This window comes from Allobosea sp. (genome assembly GCF_035944895.1).
GTDB lineage: Bacteria > Pseudomonadota > Alphaproteobacteria > Rhizobiales > Beijerinckiaceae > Allobosea.
Genome location: NZ_DASZAT010000005.1, coordinates 1165964 through 1182854, shown reverse-complemented (window position 1 = coordinate 1182854; position 16891 = coordinate 1165964). Strand labels below are relative to the sequence as shown.

Sequence of the window (16891 nt, the reverse complement as noted above, 5' to 3'; positions counted from 1 at the left end):
CAGATGAATATCGACCATCTGAAGTCCTGGATCGGCAAGACTGAGCAGGCTTCCGATCTGATCACGCCGCGGCTCGTCGCCAGCTATGAGGCGACGTTCGCGCCGCATCTGGCGCCCTATGCCCAAGGCGAGGCACCACTCGCCCTGCACTGGTGCTTGGCGCCGCCGATCTCGCCGATGGCGGCCCTCGGCCCGGATGGGCATGCCGCCAAGGGCGAGTTCCTGCCACCAGTCGAATTGCCGCGCCGGATGTGGGCCGGCGGGCGGATCGAGACGATCGCGCCCTTGCGAACCGGCGACGAGGTCACCCGCCATTCGACCATCGGCGACGTCTCCTACAAGGACGGCCGCAGCGGCCCGCTCTGCTTCGTCGCCGTCGACCATGAACTCGTCACTGCCCGCGGCGTCGCGCTGCGCGAGCGCCACAACATTGTTTATCGCGAGGCAGCCAAGCCCGGCGCCGAGCCGCCGCCAACCGCTGCTCCGGCCGAGCCGCGCGCGGCCGATCTGACCTGGACGGTCGAGGCCGATCCGGTGCTGCTGTTCCGCTATTCGGCGATCACCTTCAACAGCCACCGGATCCACTACGACCAGCCCTATGTCACCGGCGTCGAGGGCTATGCCGGGCTCGTCGTCCACGGGCCGATCCAGGCGACGCTGATCATGAACATCATCGCCACCCTCTCCGGCGGCGAACCGATCCGGCTCGACTATCGCGGGCTCGCGCCGCTGATCGCCGGCGAAGCGTTCCAGGTGAAGGCTAAACGGCTGGAGGACGGCGCCATCGCTGCCTGGACCGAAGGTGCCGACGGGCGGGTGCGGATGGAGGGCGTGAGCCGCTAGGCTCATCTTCTCCCGTGTCACGGTCCTGCCATGGTGCTAGCGTCTGTCGCAGCACCTTGCTTCAGGAGCCGATGATGGACCGCGCCCCCCGTTTCAGCCGCCGCGACACGCTCAAGGCCGGGGCCGCCATCGCCGCAACCGGGGCCCTGCCCACAGGGCTGGCAGCGCAGGCGCCCGCCAGGCTCAAGCTCCGGCTGCTGGAGACCAGCGACCTCCATGTCAACGTCGTGCCCTACGACTATTTCCGCGATGCGCCCGACGACACGGTCGGCCTCGCCAAGACGGCGAGCCTGATCAAGTCAGCGCAGGCGGACGCGAAGAACAGCCTGCTCTTCGACAATGGCGACTTCCTGCAGGGCTCCTCGCTCGGCGATTTCGTCGCCTACAAGAAGGGGCTGAAAGCCGGCGAAACCCATCCGATGATCGCCGCGATGAATGCCCTGCCTTATCAGTGTGGCACGCTCGGCAATCACGAGTTCAATTACGGGCTGGAGTTCCTCGAGCACGGCCTCGCCCGCGCCGAGTTCCCGATCGTCTGCGCCAATGTCGACCGGGTCGGCGGCGGCACTCTGATCGAGCCCTGGCGCATCTTCGAGCAGAGCTTCGAGGACGAGGCCGGGATGAGGCATGTCCTCAACATTGCGGTGATCGGCTTCGTGCCGCCGCAGATCATGCAATGGGACAAGGGCAATCTCGACCGCAAGGTGACGGCGACCGACATCGTCGAGGCCGCGCAAAAGTACCTGCCGGAGATCGCGCTGGCTCACCCCGACCTCACCATCGCGCTCTGCCATTCCGGCATCGCCGGCGGCGAGCGCAAGGGCGGCGAGGAGAACGCGGCGCTGCACCTCGCCAAGCTCGACGGCATCGACGTCGTACTGACCGGGCACCAGCATCTCGTCTTCCCCGGCGGCAAGGCCTTCGACGGCATTCCCGGCGTCGACAACAAGAAGGGCTCGCTGCACGGCAAGCCGGCTTGCCAGCCCGGCTTCTGGGGTTCGCATGTCGGCATCGTCGACCTCGAGCTGGAGAAGCGCGACGGGCGCTGGCGCATCGCCGACTTCAAGGTCGATCCCAAGCCGATCTATGAGCGCACGCCCGACCGCAAGATCGTGCCGAAGGCGGAGGTCGAAGCGGCCGTGCTCGCCACGGTGAAGGCCGATCACGAGGCAACGCTGAGCTATATGCGCGAGCCGGTCGGCACCACGAGCGCACCGATCAACAGCTACTTTGCCCTCGTCGCCGACGACCCGTCCGTGCAGATCGTGGCCGAGGCGCAGATCGCCTACGCCAAGCCGCTGATGGCGCAGACGCCGCACAAGGATCTGCCGATCCTCTCGGCCGCAGCCCCGTTCAAATCGGGCGGGCGCGCAGGTCCCGCCTTCTTCACCGACATCCCGGCCGGGCCGATCGCGATCAAGAACGTCGCCGACATCTATCTCTACCCGAACACGGTGCAGATCGTGAAAGTCACCGGCGCGCAGCTCCGCGAGTGGCTGGAGCGCTCGGCCGGCATCTTCAACCATATCGACGTGGCCAAGACCGAAGAGCAGCCGCTGATCAATCCCGGCTTCCCGGCCTTCAATTTCGACGTGATCGACGGCGTCACCTACCAGATCGATGTGACGCAAGCCTCGCGCTATGACGGCGACGGCAAGCTGGTCACGCCTGATGCCCATCGCATCGTCGACCTCGCCTATCAGGGCAAGCCGATCGACGAGAAGGCTGAGTTCATCGTCGTCACCAACAATTACCGCGCCTCCGGCGGCGGCAATTTCCCGGGCACCAAGACGACGGTGGTGCTGGAGGCGCCCGACCTCAACCGCGACGTGATCGTGCGCTTCATCATCGAGAAGAAGACGATCAACCCGGCCGCCGACAACAACTGGTCGCTGAAGCCGCTGCCTGCGAACGTCAACGTCACCTTCCCGACCTCGCCCGCCGCCGTGAGCAAGAAGCCGGAGGCGCTGAAGGCGCAGCCGGTCGGCGATGCAGGCGAAGGGTTCGTGAAGTACCGGCTGGGGGGATAGCCTTCCGGCCGCTCAGGACTTGTTCTTGGTAGCCCAGCAGGCTGAGCCGCTCTGGACGCTGCGCCAGACACCGTTCGACTTGCAGCCGGCGAGCGGCGGCGTGCAGACGCGGGCAACGCAAGCGGACGGATTGCTGCCGACCTTGTTGCAGTTCTGCTCGCAGTTCTTGAAGAGTGCCGAGCAGGAGCTGGTGATCTGCTTGCAGCCCTCCTGCGCACGGACGGGCGCGCCACAGACCAAGATGAACGCAGCTGCCGCCCCGGCAATAAGCGCCAATTTCACCACGGCCTGCCCTCCCCAGTGGAGGAGCGATCGTGACGCCAGCCTCAGGCACGTCAACAAGGTAAGATTGGTACCTCCGCTGCGCCTTCAGAACCTCATCTCGACCCTGCCCTTGAGGGCGTGGTCACGCGAGCGCTCGCCGACAGCCGCCGAGTAGGTCAGGCCGAGCGCGGTGGCGGAGGAGATGCGCCAGTCGAGCCCGGCCTCGGCGACGAGGGCCTCGCGGTCGATTTTGGCAGCGAAGACCGTGGCCGGCGTCGTGCCGGTGACGAAGGCGGTGCGGGCCTGCGGCGTGAGCTCGCCGAAGCCATGACGCCAGCCGAGCATGCCCCGCGCGAACAGCGGCATCGCCCCGATCTGCGCCTCGGCGCGCAGGCCGAGCGTGGTGAAGCCGAGCGTCTGGTCGCTGGAGAGCACCCGCAAGGCCGCCGCCCCGCCGCGTTCCGTGCCGGCATCCGTGCTGACGCGGATCAGCGCTAGTTGCGCGAAGGGTTCGAGCGCAAAGCCGCTGAAGGCAAAGCCGTAGCCGAGCTCGGCGAAGCCCTGCATCACCGAGCCCGGCCGTTGCAGCCGCAGCGCATCGCCGAAGCCGCGGACCGCGACCTGGCGGCGGATGTCGCTCTCCGACCATGTGTAGGCGGCGCCGACGTCGAGACGGAGTTGGCCGAAGCGGGCGCCGGCATAGAGTGCGGCATGGCCGCTCTCGAGCCTGGCCGATGACAGGCGGGCGTCGAGATCGAAGCGCGACTGGCTGTAGCCGCCGGCGACGCCGACCTTCAGCGAGGAACCCGGCGCATCGTAGAGCATGAAGTCGGCACCAAGCAGCGCGCCGCCGCTGCGGCGGCTCATGCTCGCGGCATTGCCGTCGGCGTCGGTGTTGCCGGTGCTGCCGAAGGCCGTGCCCCAGAGCGCGTAGCGCGGCTGTGGCACCGGGGCGGGCATCACCACCCCGCCCTTGCGACCGGGCAGGTCAGCGGTGAAGGCGCCTGCGACCTGGCCGGGAGCCTGCGTCAGCAGCGGGCCGCGCAGATGGCCGAGAATGGTGTCGCGCACCAGCCGGCTCTCATCGATCATCACGCTGACCGCCTGCGCATGCGCCTCGCCCGAGAGCAGATCGAAGCCGGCGCGGGCCTGATCGGCGGTGCTCGATAGCAAGGTGCCATAGACCGGGTTGCCAGCGCCGAGCGCCTCGGCTGCCGCCGCGATGAAGCCCTGGTTCCGCGTCACGGCTACATCGATGAAGCCGGTGTCGTTGCGGGTCATGGTCAGGCTGACATTATTGCTGTCATAGCCAAGCGACGGCGTCAGGAAGACGAGGTTCGAGGTCACCGCGCTGAATGCGCCGGCCACCCCACCCGCAGCGGTCAGGATGGTGTAGGTCGTGCCCGCCGCGTAGTTGCCGCTTTCGGCTACGACCCGAATCGTGCCGCCCGAGATCGTCGCCGAGCCCGATGCCACGACCTTGTCGCTCTGCCCGGCGGCATTGATCTCGACCTGATAGGTCGCCCCCTCAGCCACGGTGACGTTGCCGGAAACGGTGAGCGTTCCGATCGAGTTGCCGGGTGCGACCGTCGCAGCGCTGGCAATGTCCAATCCGCCGATCGTGCCCGAGCCGCCGATCGTGCCGCCCGCGAGCGTCACCGTACCTGCGAGCGAGCCGTTGACCACCAGCTTGCCGCCCGAGACCGTCGTCCCGCCGGTGTAGGTGTTGGCCGCGGTGAGGGTGAGCGTGCCAGCTCCCGTCTTGATTACGCTGCCGGCGCCGCTGATCTCGTTGCCGACCGTCACATCCGTCGCCTGGGCGAAGGTCAGCACGCCGGCCTCGATCACGATACCGCCGCTCAGGCCCGAGCTGGCGTTGCCGAAGGTGAGCGTATTCGAGCCCCCGGTGAAACGGATCGCGGCCGCCTGCGTCCGGCCATCGCCGGAGAACCCGCCCGCGATCGTGCCGGTGTTGGTGATCGACAGGTCCGAGCCGACTACCCCGTCACCGCCGTCACCTCGGCCGGACGGTTGGGAAACTGCAGCCCCGCCGCGGCCGCCCGAGATCGTGCCGTGATTGACGATCGACAGGTTCGAGCCGACGATACCGACCCCACCGTTTCCGGCTCTGTTGGGCGGCATCGCGTACATCCCCACCGCTCCACCCGCCCCGCCCTGCACCGTGCTCGTCACGGCCACACTGGCCGGCTCGCTGACATCCGTGAACATCAGCCCGATGCCGCCGGAACCACCGGAACCGCCGGAGCCCCCGGATGCCCCAGCCAAAGAGCCACTCCCACCGTCTCCGCCATTTCCACCTGAGATGTTTCCGGAGATGGTCCCGCTGACTCCCGCGCCGGTGACCACCGCACCAAAACCGCCTCCGCCTCCTCCTCCGCCACCGCCGGTCGACATTCCACGGCCGCCAGCAGTACCGGTGGATAATCCTGACGGCAGATCCGAGCCCACATAGCCGTGGACCCCGCCCGCTCCGCCGGCGCCGGTGCCTCCTTTGCCCACTCCTCCCGCGCCACCGACACCAGCGCCGGCTCCTCCTCCACCGCTGCCTGATACGGTCAACTGCCACGGCACTATACTGACCGAAAGCCCGCTACTGCCCGCGCCACCTGGGCCAGTCGGATTGTCGACACCGCCCGTCCCGCCAGGAACATTCCCGAGGGTGGTCTTGCCGCCCTCCCCCCCATCGGCAAGCGCCGGGGCCGACAGGACAAGCGGGACGAGGACCAGCGCCGCGACCCCGGTCAAAAGAGCGGGGCGGCGGGCCGCGGCGTGGCTGCAGAAGGGCCTCAGCGGCGCATTTTGGATCATCACGACCATCAACCGGGCCCACAGCCGTTCGAGAAGAGAATTTGCCGTCGCCCGTCGCGCTCGAAGGTCTTCACGACGTAGCCGGTGAAGCCGGACCAGTGCATGCGGCACCATTGCGCCCCATCGCCCTGCCGCGCGCAGGAGTCGGCGATGATGCAGGCGTCGACGGGGATGAGGGCGAGGATACGCGCGCCGAGCGAGGGCGACTGGCGCAGATTGGCGGGGTAGACGATCCTGACCGTCGCGGTCTGTCCTGGCGCGAGCCGGGGCGCGGTCATGTCCCAGGTCTCGGCGCAGCGTTCCGACTGCCCGTAATAGACCGAGCATCCCGGCGAAAACGGCGACCAGCCGAATGAGGGCTGGCCAGTCGCGTAGCCGCCCTGCCCCCCGGCAGCACTCAGCCGGATCGGGCGCCCGGCCTCGTCGGTTCCGGACAGCCCGCCACGCCCGGCGCGGAGCACGATGAGCGGCCTATCGGAGATATCGTTCAGCGAAATGCCGCCGCGCCGTTCCTGCCAGCGCGATACATTGGCCAGAGCGGCACCGCAGCCGCGGGGATTGGCGCGATTGCCGCCCATGATGCTGCCCGGCGCCGTCAACTCGATGCTGCAGCTCTGCCGGCTCCCGAAAGAATCGGTGAGCCGTACCGACCAGGTGCCGGCGAAAAAGCCGCCGCGCCCCGATTGAGCCGAAGCGGGGTGAGAAGCGAGAACAAGCGCCAGGCCGACAGCAGCAACAGCAGCATGTCGCGCGAGCCGGGCGAAGCACGTTCCAGACAAGCGACGTAAGCTGGGCACTCGCCCTCCTCCAGCAGAATCCGACACAATTGTGGATTGCCGGCACAAGGAGCTGTTAGGCGTAGCGTCTCCTGGCGACTTGTCCTGCCGTCTCAGGCGAGCCAAGGTCTCGTCATCCAACGCGCCGATTCCTGCCCTGATGCTCGACCGGCGGGCTTGGGCCGGCGCGTCTCACATGGCGGCGGTCATCGATCTCGACGGGGGCGCAGAGCTGGCATGATGGAGATATCCACCAGCGGGCTTGAGCGGGGCGACCCGTTGGACTTCTGGTCCCAGACAGTCCTGAAGCGCATGTCGATCGAGCGGCGTGGCAAGGATGCCGCGCCCTTCCATGCCAGGCTGCGACGCGTGGCCGGCGATGCCGGGGAATTCTGGGACCATTTCTCCACTTCGATCCGGGTCGAGCGCTCGCAGCAGCGCTGCCGGGCCGACAAGGGCGACGAGATCTATGTCGGGCTCGTCCTGGATGGGCGCTCCGAGGTGAGTTTCGACGATAGCCGCCTGCTGCTGCGGGCGGGCGACGTCTATGTCACCGATTTCGCCCGGCCGATCCGGGCGAACTGGCTGGAGCACCGCGAGCTCGGCGTGGTGTTCCAGCGCAGCGCTGGCCGCCAGCGCGTCGGGCGCCTGGCGCAAGGCGGCGCGGTCAAGCTCCTGATCTCCCATCTGCGCGCGCTCGCAACCGAGATGAACACCCTGTCGAGCGACGAGCGGCACATCGCCGTCGATATCGCCGTTCGGTTCGCGCGTCTCGCGCTGGCTGGCGACGCTGCCTATCCGATGGAGCGCGACAAGCCATCGCTCCTGGCCGCGACACGCCAGTTGATCGCGCAGCGCCATGCCGATCCGGAGTTGACCGTCGAAGTGCTGGCGACCGCATTGGGCTGCTCGCGCGCCTCGCTCTATCGTGCCTTCGAGCATGAGCCGACGGGCGTGGCTGCGGCGATCTGGGCCGCACGACTGCAGCATGCCCACGCCCTCCTGCTGGCCGAGCCCGCGGCGGCGATCGGCTCTGTCGCGTTCAGGTCCGGCTTCCTCGATCAGGCCAATTTCAACCGGATGTTCCGGCGCGAGTTCGGCATGGCTCCGGGGGAGTTCCGGGAAGCGGCGGAACAGGGCAAGACGAGCTCACGCTGACACACGGCGAACGCGAACCAATCGGCGCCAGCGCTGCGGCAGCCCCTGCCCCGCCCGCAGCTCATGGCTCGCCGCCGCGCCGCATGCTAAAGCCCGCCCGCCATGCTCGCCCGCTTCTTCGCCTATTACCGCCCCCATCGCGGCCTGTTCCTGCTCGATTTCGGCTGCGCCGTGATCTCAGGGCTGCTCGAACTTGGCTTCCCGATCGCGGTGAAGCTGTTCGTCGACCAGCTCCTGCCGAGCGGAAACTGGAGCCTGATCGTCATCGCCTCGCTCGGCCTGCTGGCGATCTATCTGATCAATGCCGGGCTGATGGTGGTGGTGACCTATTGGGGCCACATGCTCGGCATCAACATCGAGACCGAGATGCGCCGCAAGGCGTTCGACCATCTGCAGAAGCTCTCCTTCGGCTGGTTCGACAACCAGAAGACCGGCCATCTCGTCGGACGCCTGACCAAGGACCTGGAAGAGATCGGCGAGGTCGCCCATCACGGGCCGGAGGACCTGTTCATCGCGGTGATGACCTTCATCGGCGCCTTCGCGCTGATGCTCCTGGTGCATCCGCAGCTGGCGCTGATCACCGCGATGATCGTGCCACTGATCGCCTGGCTGACCAGCCGTTACGGGCGACGAATGACGGCGAACTGGCAAAAACTGTTCGGCAGCGTCGGCTCGTTCAATGCAAGGATCGAGGAGAATGTCGGCGGCATCCGCGTCGTCCAGGCCTTCGCCAACGAGGAGCACGAGCGCAGCCTGTTCGCGGTCGACAACCAGCGCTATCGCCGCACCAAGCTCGACGCCTACCGGCTGATGGCGGCCTCGACCTCGCTCTCCTATTTCGGCATGCGCCTGACCCAGATGGCGGTGATGATCGCCGGCGCCTATTACGTGCTGATCGGCGATCTCAGCGCCGGCGGCTTCGTTGGCTTCCTGCTCTTGGTCACCGTGTTCTTCCGGCCGATCGAGAAGATCAATTCGGTGATCGAGACCTATCCGAAGGGGATTGCGGGCTTCCGGCGCTATACCGAGTTCCTCGATACGCGGCCCGATATCGCCGACCTGCCCGGCGCCATCGCCGTCTCCAGCCTGAAGGGCGACATCGCCTATGACAATGTCAGCTTCGGCTACACGCCGGACCGCAAGATCCTGAAGGGAATCAACCTCTCGATCCGCGCCGGCGAGACCATCGCCTTCGTCGGCCCGTCAGGGGCCGGCAAGACGACGATCTGCTCGCTGCTGCCGCGCTTCTATGACGTAGATGGCGGGCGCATCACGATCGACGGCATCGACATCCGCCAGATGACGCTCGCCTCGCTGCGCGGCCAGATCGGCATCGTCCAGCAGGACGTCTTCCTCTTCGCCGGAACGCTGCGCGAGAACATCGCCTATGGCAAGCTGACGGCGAGCGAGGACGAGATCGTCGAGGCTGCAAGGCGCGCAAGGCTCGACGAGATGATCGCGCGCCTGCCTGACGGGCTCGACACGGTGATCGGCGAGCGCGGCGTCAAGCTCTCGGGCGGTCAGAAGCAGCGCCTCGCGATTGCCCGCATGTTCCTGAAGAACCCGCCGATCCTGATCCTCGACGAGGCGACCTCGGCACTCGACACCGAGACCGAGCGCGCCATCCAGGCCTCGCTCGCCGAGCTGTCGAAGGGCCGGACCACGCTGGTGATCGCGCATCGCCTCGCGACGATCCAGGACGCCGACCGCATCATCGTCATCGACGAGACCGGCGTCGCCGAGCAGGGCCGGCACCAGGAGCTGGTGCAGCGGCCGGGCATCTATCGGCGCCTGCATGAGGCGCAGTATGGCGGGCGGGCAGGCTGAGAAGTTGCCCGACGGGGTCAGGCCAGCGCAGCCCTGATGGCCGCCGTATCGAAGTAGAACGGTGTGCCCTCGATCAGGCGCCCGCCCTCGAAGCGCAGCACTTCCGCGAAAGGCTGCGTGATCGTCCGTCCCGAAGCACGGGCGGAGAGGCGCAAGGTGCAGGACATGAAGACCGTACCGCCGGTCTCGGCCGCCTGAAGGCCATCGACCGACAGGTCGCTCCAGGTCGCACGCATCGTCCTGAACAGGCGCCCGATCCCATCGAGCCCGCGCCAGTCGCCGGCATAAGGCAAGGAAGCCGGCTCGTGCACGACGACATCGGGATGGAAGGCGGTCGCGAGCAGGTCGAGATCGGCCTCGTCCTGCTGCAGGAAACGCATCTCGACCGCAAACATGCGCTCAAGCAACTCCATGGCGGAAAATCCGCCAGCATCGGCATTCATCGGGAACCTCGGAGGCAGCGCGGCCGTAGCGACCGCAATGGCTCCGAGGAAGCCTTCATCACCCGTCAGTCGCCACCCGCTTCCTGTGCCGGTGGCGATCGGGTTCAGCCGCGGGCTTCGAGCGCCTTGACGATGGCGTCGCCCATCTCGGTCGTCGAGACGGCGTTGGCACCGGGCGCGGCGATGTCCTTGGTGCGGGTGCCGGCGCCGAGCACGTCGGCGATCGCGCCTTCGAGCCGGTCGGCCGCCTCGCCAGCGCCGAAGGAGTAGCGCAGCGCCATGGCGAAGGAGCCGATCATCGCGATCGGGTTGGCGAGGCCCTTGCCGGCAATGTCCGGCGCCGAACCGTGCACGGGTTCATAGAGCGCCTTGCGCTTGCCGGTCGCCGGGTCCTCTGCGCCGAGCGAGGCGGAGGGCAGCATGCCGAGCGAGCCGGTCAGCATCGCCGCGACGTCGGAAAGGATGTCGCCGAAGAGGTTGTCGCAGACGATGACGTCGTACTGCTTGGGCCAGCGCACCAGCTGCATGGCGCAGTTGTCGGCCAGCACATGCTCGAGCTCGACGTCCTTGTAATCGCGGGCGTGCTGGGCGGTGACCGTCTGCTTCCAGAGCACGCCGGTCTTCATGACGTTGTGCTTCTCGGCCGAGGAGACCTTGTTGCGGCGGGTGCGCGCCAGCTCGAAGGCGACGGCGCAGATGCGCTCGATCTCGCCGGTGGTGTAGAGCTGGGTGTCGACGCCGCGCTTGGAGCCGTCCTCGAGCGTGACGATCTCCTTCGGCTCGCCGAAATAGACGCCGCCGGTGAGCTCGCGCACGATCAGGATGTCGAGGCCTTCGACGACCTCGGGCTTCAGCGACGAGGCCGAGGCCAGCGCCGGATAGCAGATCGCCGGGCGGAGGTTGGCGAACAGGCCGAGATCCTTGCGCAGACGCAGCAGGCCGGCCTCGGGGCGGTGCTGATAGGGAACATCGGCCCATTTCGGCCCGCCGACCGCGCCGAACAGCACGGCGTCGGCCTCCTGGGCGAGCTTCATGTCGCCTTCCGAGATCGCCTGCTTGTGGGTGTCATAGGCAACGCCGCCGACGAGGCCGCGCTCGAGCGAGAACGAGCCGAGGCCCTGCTTCTCGAACCAGGAGACGATCTTCTCGACCTGGCCCATCACCTCGGGGCCGATGCCGTCGCCGGGGAGCAGCAGGAGCTTGTGGTTCGCCATGGGGTCAGCCTCGCGTCACGGAATGCGTCGCCGGCTGATTAGGGGTGCAAGGCGCGGTGCGCAAGCGTCTGCGAAGCCAGCCGAGCCAACGCTGCAGACATGACGATGCCCGGCCGGGAGGGGAGAGCCGGGCATCGCATCCGGGGATCGCGGCGAACCCGGCCGCGAATCTCCGAATAAGGGCGAGACCTCAGACGGCCTTCTGCGCCATCTGCTTCTCGATGTAGTCGGCCTGGCGCAGCGCCAGCGCGACGATGGTCAGCGTCGGGTTCTCGGCGCCGCCGGTGGTGAACTGGCTGCCGTCCGAGACGAACAGGTTCTTGATGTCGTGGCTCTGGCCAAACTTGTTGACGACGCCGTCCCGCGCCTTCTCGGACATGCGGTTGGTGCCGAGGTTGTGGGTCGAGGGATAGGGCGTGGTCGGGAAGGTCCGCGTCGCCCCGACCGCACCATAGATCGCTGCGCCCTGCTTGTAAGCATGGTTGCGCATGGCGATGTCGTTTGGGTGGTCGTCGAAATGCACGTTGGCGACCGGCATGCCGCCCTTGTCCTTCTTGTCGGACAGGGTGATGCGGTTGCTCTCCTGCGGCATGTCCTCGCCGACGATCCACATGCCCGCCATGTTCTCATAGGAATCGAGCGCGGTGGTGAACTCGCGCCCCCATGAGCCGGGATCGAGGAAGGCGGCCATGAAGGGCAGGCCGATCGAGAGCGTCTCCAGCTCGTAGCCGCCGACGAAGCCGCGCTTGGTGTCGTGATGCGCCTCGTCCTGGACGATCCCCGCCATGGTCGTGCCGCGCCACATCCTGACAGGCTTGTCGAAGACGCCGTAGACCGAGCCGGTCATGTGACGCATGTAGTTGCGGCCGACCTGGCCCGAGGAGTTGGCGAGCCCATCCTTGAACAGGTTCGAGGCCGAGTTCAGCAGCAGGCGCGGGCTCTCGATCGAGTTGCCGGCGACAGCGACGATCCGCGCCTTCTGGCGCTGCTGTACGCCCTTGCCGTCGAGATAGACCACGCCGGTGACCTTGCCCGAGGCATCGTGCTCGATTTTCTGGACGAAGGATTCCGGCCTCACTTCGAGCTTGCCGGTCGCCTCCCCCTTCGGGATCTCGGCATAGAGCGTCGACCATTTCGCGCCGGACTTGCAGCCCTGGAAGCAGAAGCCGATCTGCTGGCAGGCGCCGCGGCCGTCGCGAGGCTCGGAGTTGATCGCCATCCGGCCGGTGTTGACCTCCTTGTAGCCGATGGCGCGGGCGCCCTTCTCCAGCACCTTGAAATTGTTGTTCCCGGGCAAGCCGGGAATGCCGTTGGTACGGGTCACGCCCATCCGGTCCTCGGCCTTGGCATACCAGGGCGCCATCTCGGCGAGGTCGACCGGCCAGTCGAGCAGGTTCGCGCCCTTGAGCGCACCATAGGTGCTGCGCGCCTTGAACTCATGCGGCTGGAAGCGCAGCGAGGCGCCGGCCCAGTGTGTCGTCGAGCCGCCGACAGCCTTGACGATCCAGGCCGGCAAGTTGGCAAAATCGCGCGCCACCCGCCAGGAGCCCGAGGTCGTGCGCATGTCGGTCCAGGCGAGCTGGGTGAAGGAGGCCCATTCGTCGTTGAGAAAGTCCTCGATTTCGTGGCGCTTGCCCGCCTCCAGGCAGACCACCTTGATGCCCTTGAGCGCGAGCTCGGTGGCGAGCGTGCCGCCGCCGGCGCCGGATCCGACGACAACGACGACGGAATCATCATTCAGATCGAATGTCGCAGCCATGGCTGTTTCCTCCGCAGTTCTTCGTTGTCTCAGAGCCAGGTGATGTCGCCGAAGCCGCGGGCGATGTAGCCGCCCTTCGAGGCGCTCTCGCCCTCGTAGCCGAACAGCGGCCAAACCTCGGGCTGGTTGTAGAGCGCGACGACGAGGCTCCCGCGAACGCCCTGGAAGAACTTGCCCTTCTGGATGACGCGCAGCAGGTTCACCCGCTGGCTCTCCCAGCCGACCTGCGCGTAGGGCAGCTTGTGCTGCTTCCGGGCGAGCGCATCGAGCTCGGCAACGGCCCGCTCGGTATCGGCCTTGGCGGCTGCGTCCTTGGCCGCCTTCTCGTCATAAGGCTTCATCGCGACGGCGTAGAAGCGGTCGGCCAGCCGGTCGTGCGGATAGATGTCGCGCGCCAGCTTGATCAGCGTGAGCATCGTCTCAGGCTTAAGCGCCTTGACCTCGAGCCCCCAGGCTTCTCCGGCATGGATCAACGCGCCACCGGAAATCGCGATCGCGGCGGCGCCCGTCCCGGCGATGAAGCGGCGACGGTCCATCGTCACCGCCGGCGCGGCTTCGTTCAGTCTGGCCATGGTGTCCTCCCGTTTGTCCGGCGCGTTTCTCCGCTGCGCCGTTGTTGCGAGTGCGCTAGCGGTAGCGGCCGTGTTTCTGGAGGACCTCGATCTTGTAGCCGTCGGGGTCCTGGATGAAGAAGAAGCGGGCGAGCAGCGCACCCTCGCGATGGAATTCCTTGATCGGATTGGGGACCAGGCCGGCCGCGACGAGGCGGGCATGCTCGGCGTCGAGATCCTCGACCGCGAAGGCGACGTGACCGTAGCCGTCGCCGAGCGCATAGGGCTCCCGACGGTCGTGGTTGATGGTCAGCTCGACTTCGAAATCGGCCTCGGCGTTGCGCAGATAGACCAGCGCAAAGCCGTCGAAGTCGAAGCGGTCAGCCACAGTCAGGCCGAAAGCGGTCTCGTAGAAGGCGCGCGAGCGCTCCTCGTCGAGCACGCGGATCATCATGTGGATGGCTTTGGCCACGAGCGCAGCTCCTATTTCGGCTCTGTCAGGGTCTTGAGATAGGCGATGACGAGCTTGCGTCGCTCGGCGTCGCGCTGGCGGTAGGCCATGGTGGTGCCCGGCCGCATCGCCGCGGCATCCTCGATCCAGCGGTCGAGCGTCGCCTCGTCCCAGGTGAAGCCGGAACTCTTCAGCGGTTCTGAGAACTTGAAGTCGCCGCGAACAGCGGCCGGCTTGCCGACGACGTCATGCAGGTTCGGGCCCTGGCGATTGGACCCGCCCTTCTCGGCGGTGTGGCAGACACCGCAGCTCGACAGGAACTGCGCCTTGGCCTTGGCCAGATCGACCTCTTGCGCGGCAAGGGCGGCAAGGCCGTAAAGTCCCAGCACCGCGATAGCGGTCGGCAGGCAGGCAGGCGCGCGACGCCAAAGCGGGGCGCGGTCGACGGACCCTGAAGGCAATGCTCTCGACCTCTTCGGTTAAGGTCGAGAGAGCTTAGGAGCGCTTCGGAAGGCGCGGGTAGTATAGGACTACTACAATTCGAAAGAGTAAGAGGAAGGTCGCTTCCTACTCGGCCGCGGTGTGGAAAGCCTGCACGGCATCACGTCGCAGCCGCTCGCTATCCTCTTCCTGGCCACGCACGTCGGACAGGTAGGTCAGGCAGGCGCAGCGCAGGAGCGAGGTGAAGTTCATCGTCTCCTCCTGGAACTCCAGCACCTCGTCATGGAGCTTGCTCAGGAACCGCCCGAGGGTGACGCCCTGCATCAACGCTATCTCTTCGAGAATGTCCCAGAAGGCCGCTTCGAGCCGTATCGAGGTCGCATGTCCGCCGAGCCGGATCGAGCGCGTCTGATAGGCATAGCGATCGGCGGTCTGGGCCGAGAAGATCCGGCACATGGTCACCTCCCTGACGGCGTTTGGTCGCCTTGGGGGCAGGATGGCCTCGGTACGGAGCGCTGTAAACCTCTCCGGGCGAACACGCTGTCTCAGGCGAGCCGCGCGGTGACCTCGATCTCGACCTTCATCTCCGGCTTGAGCAGGCCGGCAACGATGTACATGCCTCCCGCCGGCCGAATCTCGCGGAAGACCTCACCGCAAACGGCCAGCACCGGCTCGCAATAGCCGCGATCGGTGACGAAATACTGCGCCCGCACCACCTGCGCGAGGCTGGATCCGGCTTCAACCAGCACCGCCTCGAGCGTGCGGAAGATGTTGCGCGCCTGCTCGGCGGCGTCTTCCGGCAGCGTCATCGTGGCGTAGTCGTAGCCGGTGGTGCCGGAGACGAAGACGAGATCGCCATCGACGACGGCGCGCGAATAGCCGAAGGCGCGCTCGAAGGGCGAGCCGGTGGAGATGAGACGACGGGTCATGGCGGGGCTCCGAGGATGAGCCCTGCCCTCTGCCGAACGGATCGACCGTAGCCCACCCGTTTCCTGCGTCAGACCCGCCCGCCCTTCAGCGCGCGCAGGACCTTCTCGCCGGGGCGGCCGGTCTGCGGCATGCCGATCTTGCCCTCGATCTCCTTGATCGCCGCCCGCGTCAGCGCGCCGACCGCGCCGTCGGGCTCGCCGACATTGTAGCCGCGCTGGATCAGGAGGCGCTGCAATTCGCGGCGCTGCTCGCGCGAGAGCGGCAGGTCGTCGGTCGGCCAGTCGCCCTGCACGCCCGGCCGGCCGCGCAGGCGGTCTGAGAGCAGCGAGATCGCAAGGGCGTAGGAGTCGGCGCCGTTGTAGCTGTAGGCAGCGTCATAGTTCTTGAAGACGAGGAAGGCCGGGCCGTTGCGGCCGGCCGGCATCAGCAGGCCGGCATTGCCGGAGCCGGACAGGGCCGAGCCGTCGAATTTGACGATGCCCTGGCTCGCCCAATGCGACACTGGGCGCTTCGGATTGCGTCCCGTCCCACCGGAATAGCCGCCGGGCACGCGGACCTCGTAGCCCCAGGTCTCGCCGGTGACCCAGCCGGCCTTGGCCATGAAATTGGCGGTCGAGTGCAGCGCATCGGGAATGGAATCGACGAGGTCGCGCCGGCCGTCGCCATCACCGTCGACCGCGAGCCGCATATAGGTCGAGGGGATGAACTGGGTGTGGCCGAAGGCGCCGGCCCAGGAGCCGAACAGCCGCTCGGGGCGGACGTCGCCGCGCTGGATGATCTGCAGGGTGGCGATCAATTCGCCCTTGAAGAAAGCGTTGCGGCGCGGCGCCAGGCAGGCCCCGGTCGAGAGCGCCTGGACCAGCGGCATCTTGCCCCGCGCCTTGCCGAAATCGCTCTCGACGCCCCAGACCGCTGCGATCGTGTGGCGGTCGACGCCGAAGCGCTGTTCGGCGGCGGCCAGCGTCGAGGCGTGCTGGCGCATCATCGAGCGCCCTTCAGCAACCTTCTCGTCATCGACCAGTGTGCCGAGATAGTCCCAGATCGGTGTCTTGAACTCGGGCTGGTTGTTCATCGCCTCGATCACCTTCATGTCGGGCGTGACGCCCGCCATGGCACGGTCGAAGGTGGCGCCGGAGACGCCCTTGGCGGCCGCGGCCGAACGCAGGCCGGCGACGCAGGAATCGAAATCGGCCCGGGCCGCGGTCGCGGCAGCGAGGACGAGAGGCAAGGCCAGGATCAATGTGCGCATAAGTCCACCGAATCGCAGGATTGACGCAAAACTAGGGCGCTGCGGTTAACGGAGGTTAACCATGCGACGCCTGCCGAGCGCAGAACGCCGAAACCGGCTATGTCTTGTGCGCTCTCCTCCCCGCGC

At 67.1% G+C, this 16891-nt stretch carries 16 protein-coding genes; 4 read left to right on the top strand and 12 right to left on the bottom strand.

From position 1 onward, the window contains the following. The first annotated feature begins 3 nt into the window (after positions 1-3). Together VGV58_RS07960 and VGV58_RS07955 are read left to right on the top strand one after the other, a co-directional pair. Positions 4-843 (top strand): HTD2 family dehydratase, encoded by an 840-nt coding sequence (locus VGV58_RS07960; protein ID WP_326873593.1) that lies wholly within the window; start codon positions 4-6, stop codon positions 841-843. 74 nt (positions 844-917) lie between these two features. Continuing rightward, positions 918-2873 (top strand): bifunctional 2',3'-cyclic-nucleotide 2'-phosphodiesterase/3'-nucleotidase, encoded by a 1956-nt coding sequence (locus VGV58_RS07955; protein ID WP_326873428.1) that lies wholly within the window; start codon positions 918-920, stop codon positions 2871-2873. A gap of 12 nt (positions 2874-2885) precedes the next feature. Here VGV58_RS07955 and VGV58_RS07950 read toward each other — a convergent pair whose 3' ends face one another. The 3 genes from VGV58_RS07950 to VGV58_RS07940 form a co-directional block, all read right to left on the bottom strand. Then, entirely contained in the window at positions 2886-3155 is a 270-nt protein-coding gene (locus VGV58_RS07950; protein ID WP_326873427.1) for a hypothetical protein, read from the bottom strand. 87 nt (positions 3156-3242) lie between these two features. Next, positions 3243-5423 carry an autotransporter family protein gene (locus VGV58_RS07945; protein ID WP_326873426.1) on the bottom strand — a complete coding sequence of 727 codons (2181 nt, stop codon included), beginning with the start codon at positions 5421-5423 and terminating at the stop codon, positions 3243-3245. 551 nt (positions 5424-5974) lie between these two features. Then, positions 5975-6544, bottom strand: coding sequence for an SH3 domain-containing protein (locus VGV58_RS07940; protein ID WP_414643900.1), 570 nt, complete (start codon positions 6542-6544; stop codon positions 5975-5977). 435 nt (positions 6545-6979) lie between these two features. Here VGV58_RS07940 and VGV58_RS07935 point away from each other — a divergent pair, with 435 nt between their 5' ends. Continuing rightward, entirely contained in the window at positions 6980-7900 is a 921-nt protein-coding gene (locus tag VGV58_RS07935) for a helix-turn-helix domain-containing protein (RefSeq protein ID WP_326873425.1), read from the top strand. 102 nt (positions 7901-8002) lie between these two features. Further along, positions 8003-9727, top strand: coding sequence for an ABC transporter ATP-binding protein (locus VGV58_RS07930; RefSeq protein ID WP_326873424.1), 1725 nt, complete (start codon positions 8003-8005; stop codon positions 9725-9727). 17 nt (positions 9728-9744) lie between these two features. Here the strand turns inward: VGV58_RS07930 and VGV58_RS07925 are convergent, their stop codons facing one another. The 9 genes from VGV58_RS07925 to VGV58_RS07885 all read right to left on the bottom strand — a co-directional run bounded on the left by VGV58_RS07925 (position 9745) and on the right by VGV58_RS07885 (position 16765). Then, the gene (locus tag VGV58_RS07925) at positions 9745-10140 is read right to left on the bottom strand and encodes a nuclear transport factor 2 family protein (RefSeq protein ID WP_326873423.1); all 396 of its coding nucleotides are present in this window, start codon (positions 10138-10140) and stop codon (positions 9745-9747) included. Between the two features lie 134 nt (positions 10141-10274). After that, positions 10275-11384, bottom strand: coding sequence for a 3-isopropylmalate dehydrogenase (gene leuB, locus VGV58_RS07920; RefSeq protein ID WP_326873422.1), 1110 nt, complete (start codon positions 11382-11384; stop codon positions 10275-10277). Positions 11385-11574: 190 nt separating this feature from the next. Further along, complete coding sequence (locus tag VGV58_RS07915; protein WP_326873421.1) at positions 11575-13143, bottom strand: GMC family oxidoreductase; 1569 nt, start codon at positions 13141-13143, stop codon at positions 11575-11577. Between the two features lie 29 nt (positions 13144-13172). Further along, positions 13173-13715 (bottom strand): Twin-arginine translocation pathway signal, encoded by a 543-nt coding sequence (locus VGV58_RS07910; protein WP_326873420.1) that lies wholly within the window; start codon positions 13713-13715, stop codon positions 13173-13175. Positions 13716-13770: 55 nt separating this feature from the next. Next, positions 13771-14166 (bottom strand): VOC family protein, encoded by a 396-nt coding sequence (locus VGV58_RS07905; RefSeq protein ID WP_326873419.1) that lies wholly within the window; start codon positions 14164-14166, stop codon positions 13771-13773. Between the two features lie 11 nt (positions 14167-14177). Continuing rightward, complete coding sequence (locus tag VGV58_RS07900; RefSeq protein ID WP_326873418.1) at positions 14178-14534, bottom strand: c-type cytochrome; 357 nt, start codon at positions 14532-14534, stop codon at positions 14178-14180. A 178-nt stretch (positions 14535-14712) separates the two neighbouring features. Beyond that, the gene (locus VGV58_RS07895) at positions 14713-15042 is read right to left on the bottom strand and encodes a ribbon-helix-helix domain-containing protein (protein WP_326873417.1); all 330 of its coding nucleotides are present in this window, start codon (positions 15040-15042) and stop codon (positions 14713-14715) included. Positions 15043-15131: 89 nt separating this feature from the next. Next, a complete protein-coding gene (locus tag VGV58_RS07890; RefSeq protein ID WP_326873416.1) occupies positions 15132-15515 on the bottom strand; it encodes a RidA family protein in 384 nt (127 codons plus the stop codon). 68 nt (positions 15516-15583) lie between these two features. Continuing rightward, positions 15584-16765, bottom strand: a complete 1182-nt coding sequence (locus VGV58_RS07885) for a lytic murein transglycosylase (RefSeq protein ID WP_326873415.1) — start codon at positions 16763-16765, stop codon at positions 15584-15586. Positions 16766-16891 lie beyond the last annotated feature (126 nt).

Excerpts from the sequence above, each read along its gene's own strand:
- VGV58_RS07885 (WP_326873415.1), bottom strand. The coding sequence starts at position 16,765 with ATGCGCACATTGATCCTGGCCTTGCCTCTCGTCCTCGCTGCCGCGACC.
- VGV58_RS07910 (WP_326873420.1), bottom strand. The coding sequence starts at position 13,715 with ATGGCCAGACTGAACGAAGCCGCGCCGGCGGTGACGATGGACCGTCGC.
- VGV58_RS07940 (WP_414643900.1), bottom strand. The coding sequence starts at position 6,544 with ATGGGCGGCAATCGCGCCAATCCCCGCGGCTGCGGTGCCGCTCTGGCC.
- VGV58_RS07955 (WP_326873428.1), top strand. The coding sequence starts at position 918 with ATGGACCGCGCCCCCCGTTTCAGCCGCCGCGACACGCTCAAGGCCGGG.
- VGV58_RS07935 (WP_326873425.1), top strand. The coding sequence starts at position 6,980 with ATGATGGAGATATCCACCAGCGGGCTTGAGCGGGGCGACCCGTTGGAC.
- VGV58_RS07895 (WP_326873417.1), bottom strand. The coding sequence starts at position 15,042 with ATGTGCCGGATCTTCTCGGCCCAGACCGCCGATCGCTATGCCTATCAG.
- VGV58_RS07930 (WP_326873424.1), top strand. The coding sequence starts at position 8,003 with ATGCTCGCCCGCTTCTTCGCCTATTACCGCCCCCATCGCGGCCTGTTC.
- leuB (WP_326873422.1), bottom strand. The coding sequence starts at position 11,384 with ATGGCGAACCACAAGCTCCTGCTGCTCCCCGGCGACGGCATCGGCCCC.
- VGV58_RS07890 (WP_326873416.1), bottom strand. The coding sequence starts at position 15,515 with ATGACCCGTCGTCTCATCTCCACCGGCTCGCCCTTCGAGCGCGCCTTC.
- VGV58_RS07925 (WP_326873423.1), bottom strand. The coding sequence starts at position 10,140 with ATGGAGTTGCTTGAGCGCATGTTTGCGGTCGAGATGCGTTTCCTGCAG.
- VGV58_RS07960 (WP_326873593.1), top strand. The coding sequence starts at position 4 with ATGAATATCGACCATCTGAAGTCCTGGATCGGCAAGACTGAGCAGGCT.
- VGV58_RS07915 (WP_326873421.1), bottom strand. The coding sequence starts at position 13,143 with ATGGCTGCGACATTCGATCTGAATGATGATTCCGTCGTCGTTGTCGTC.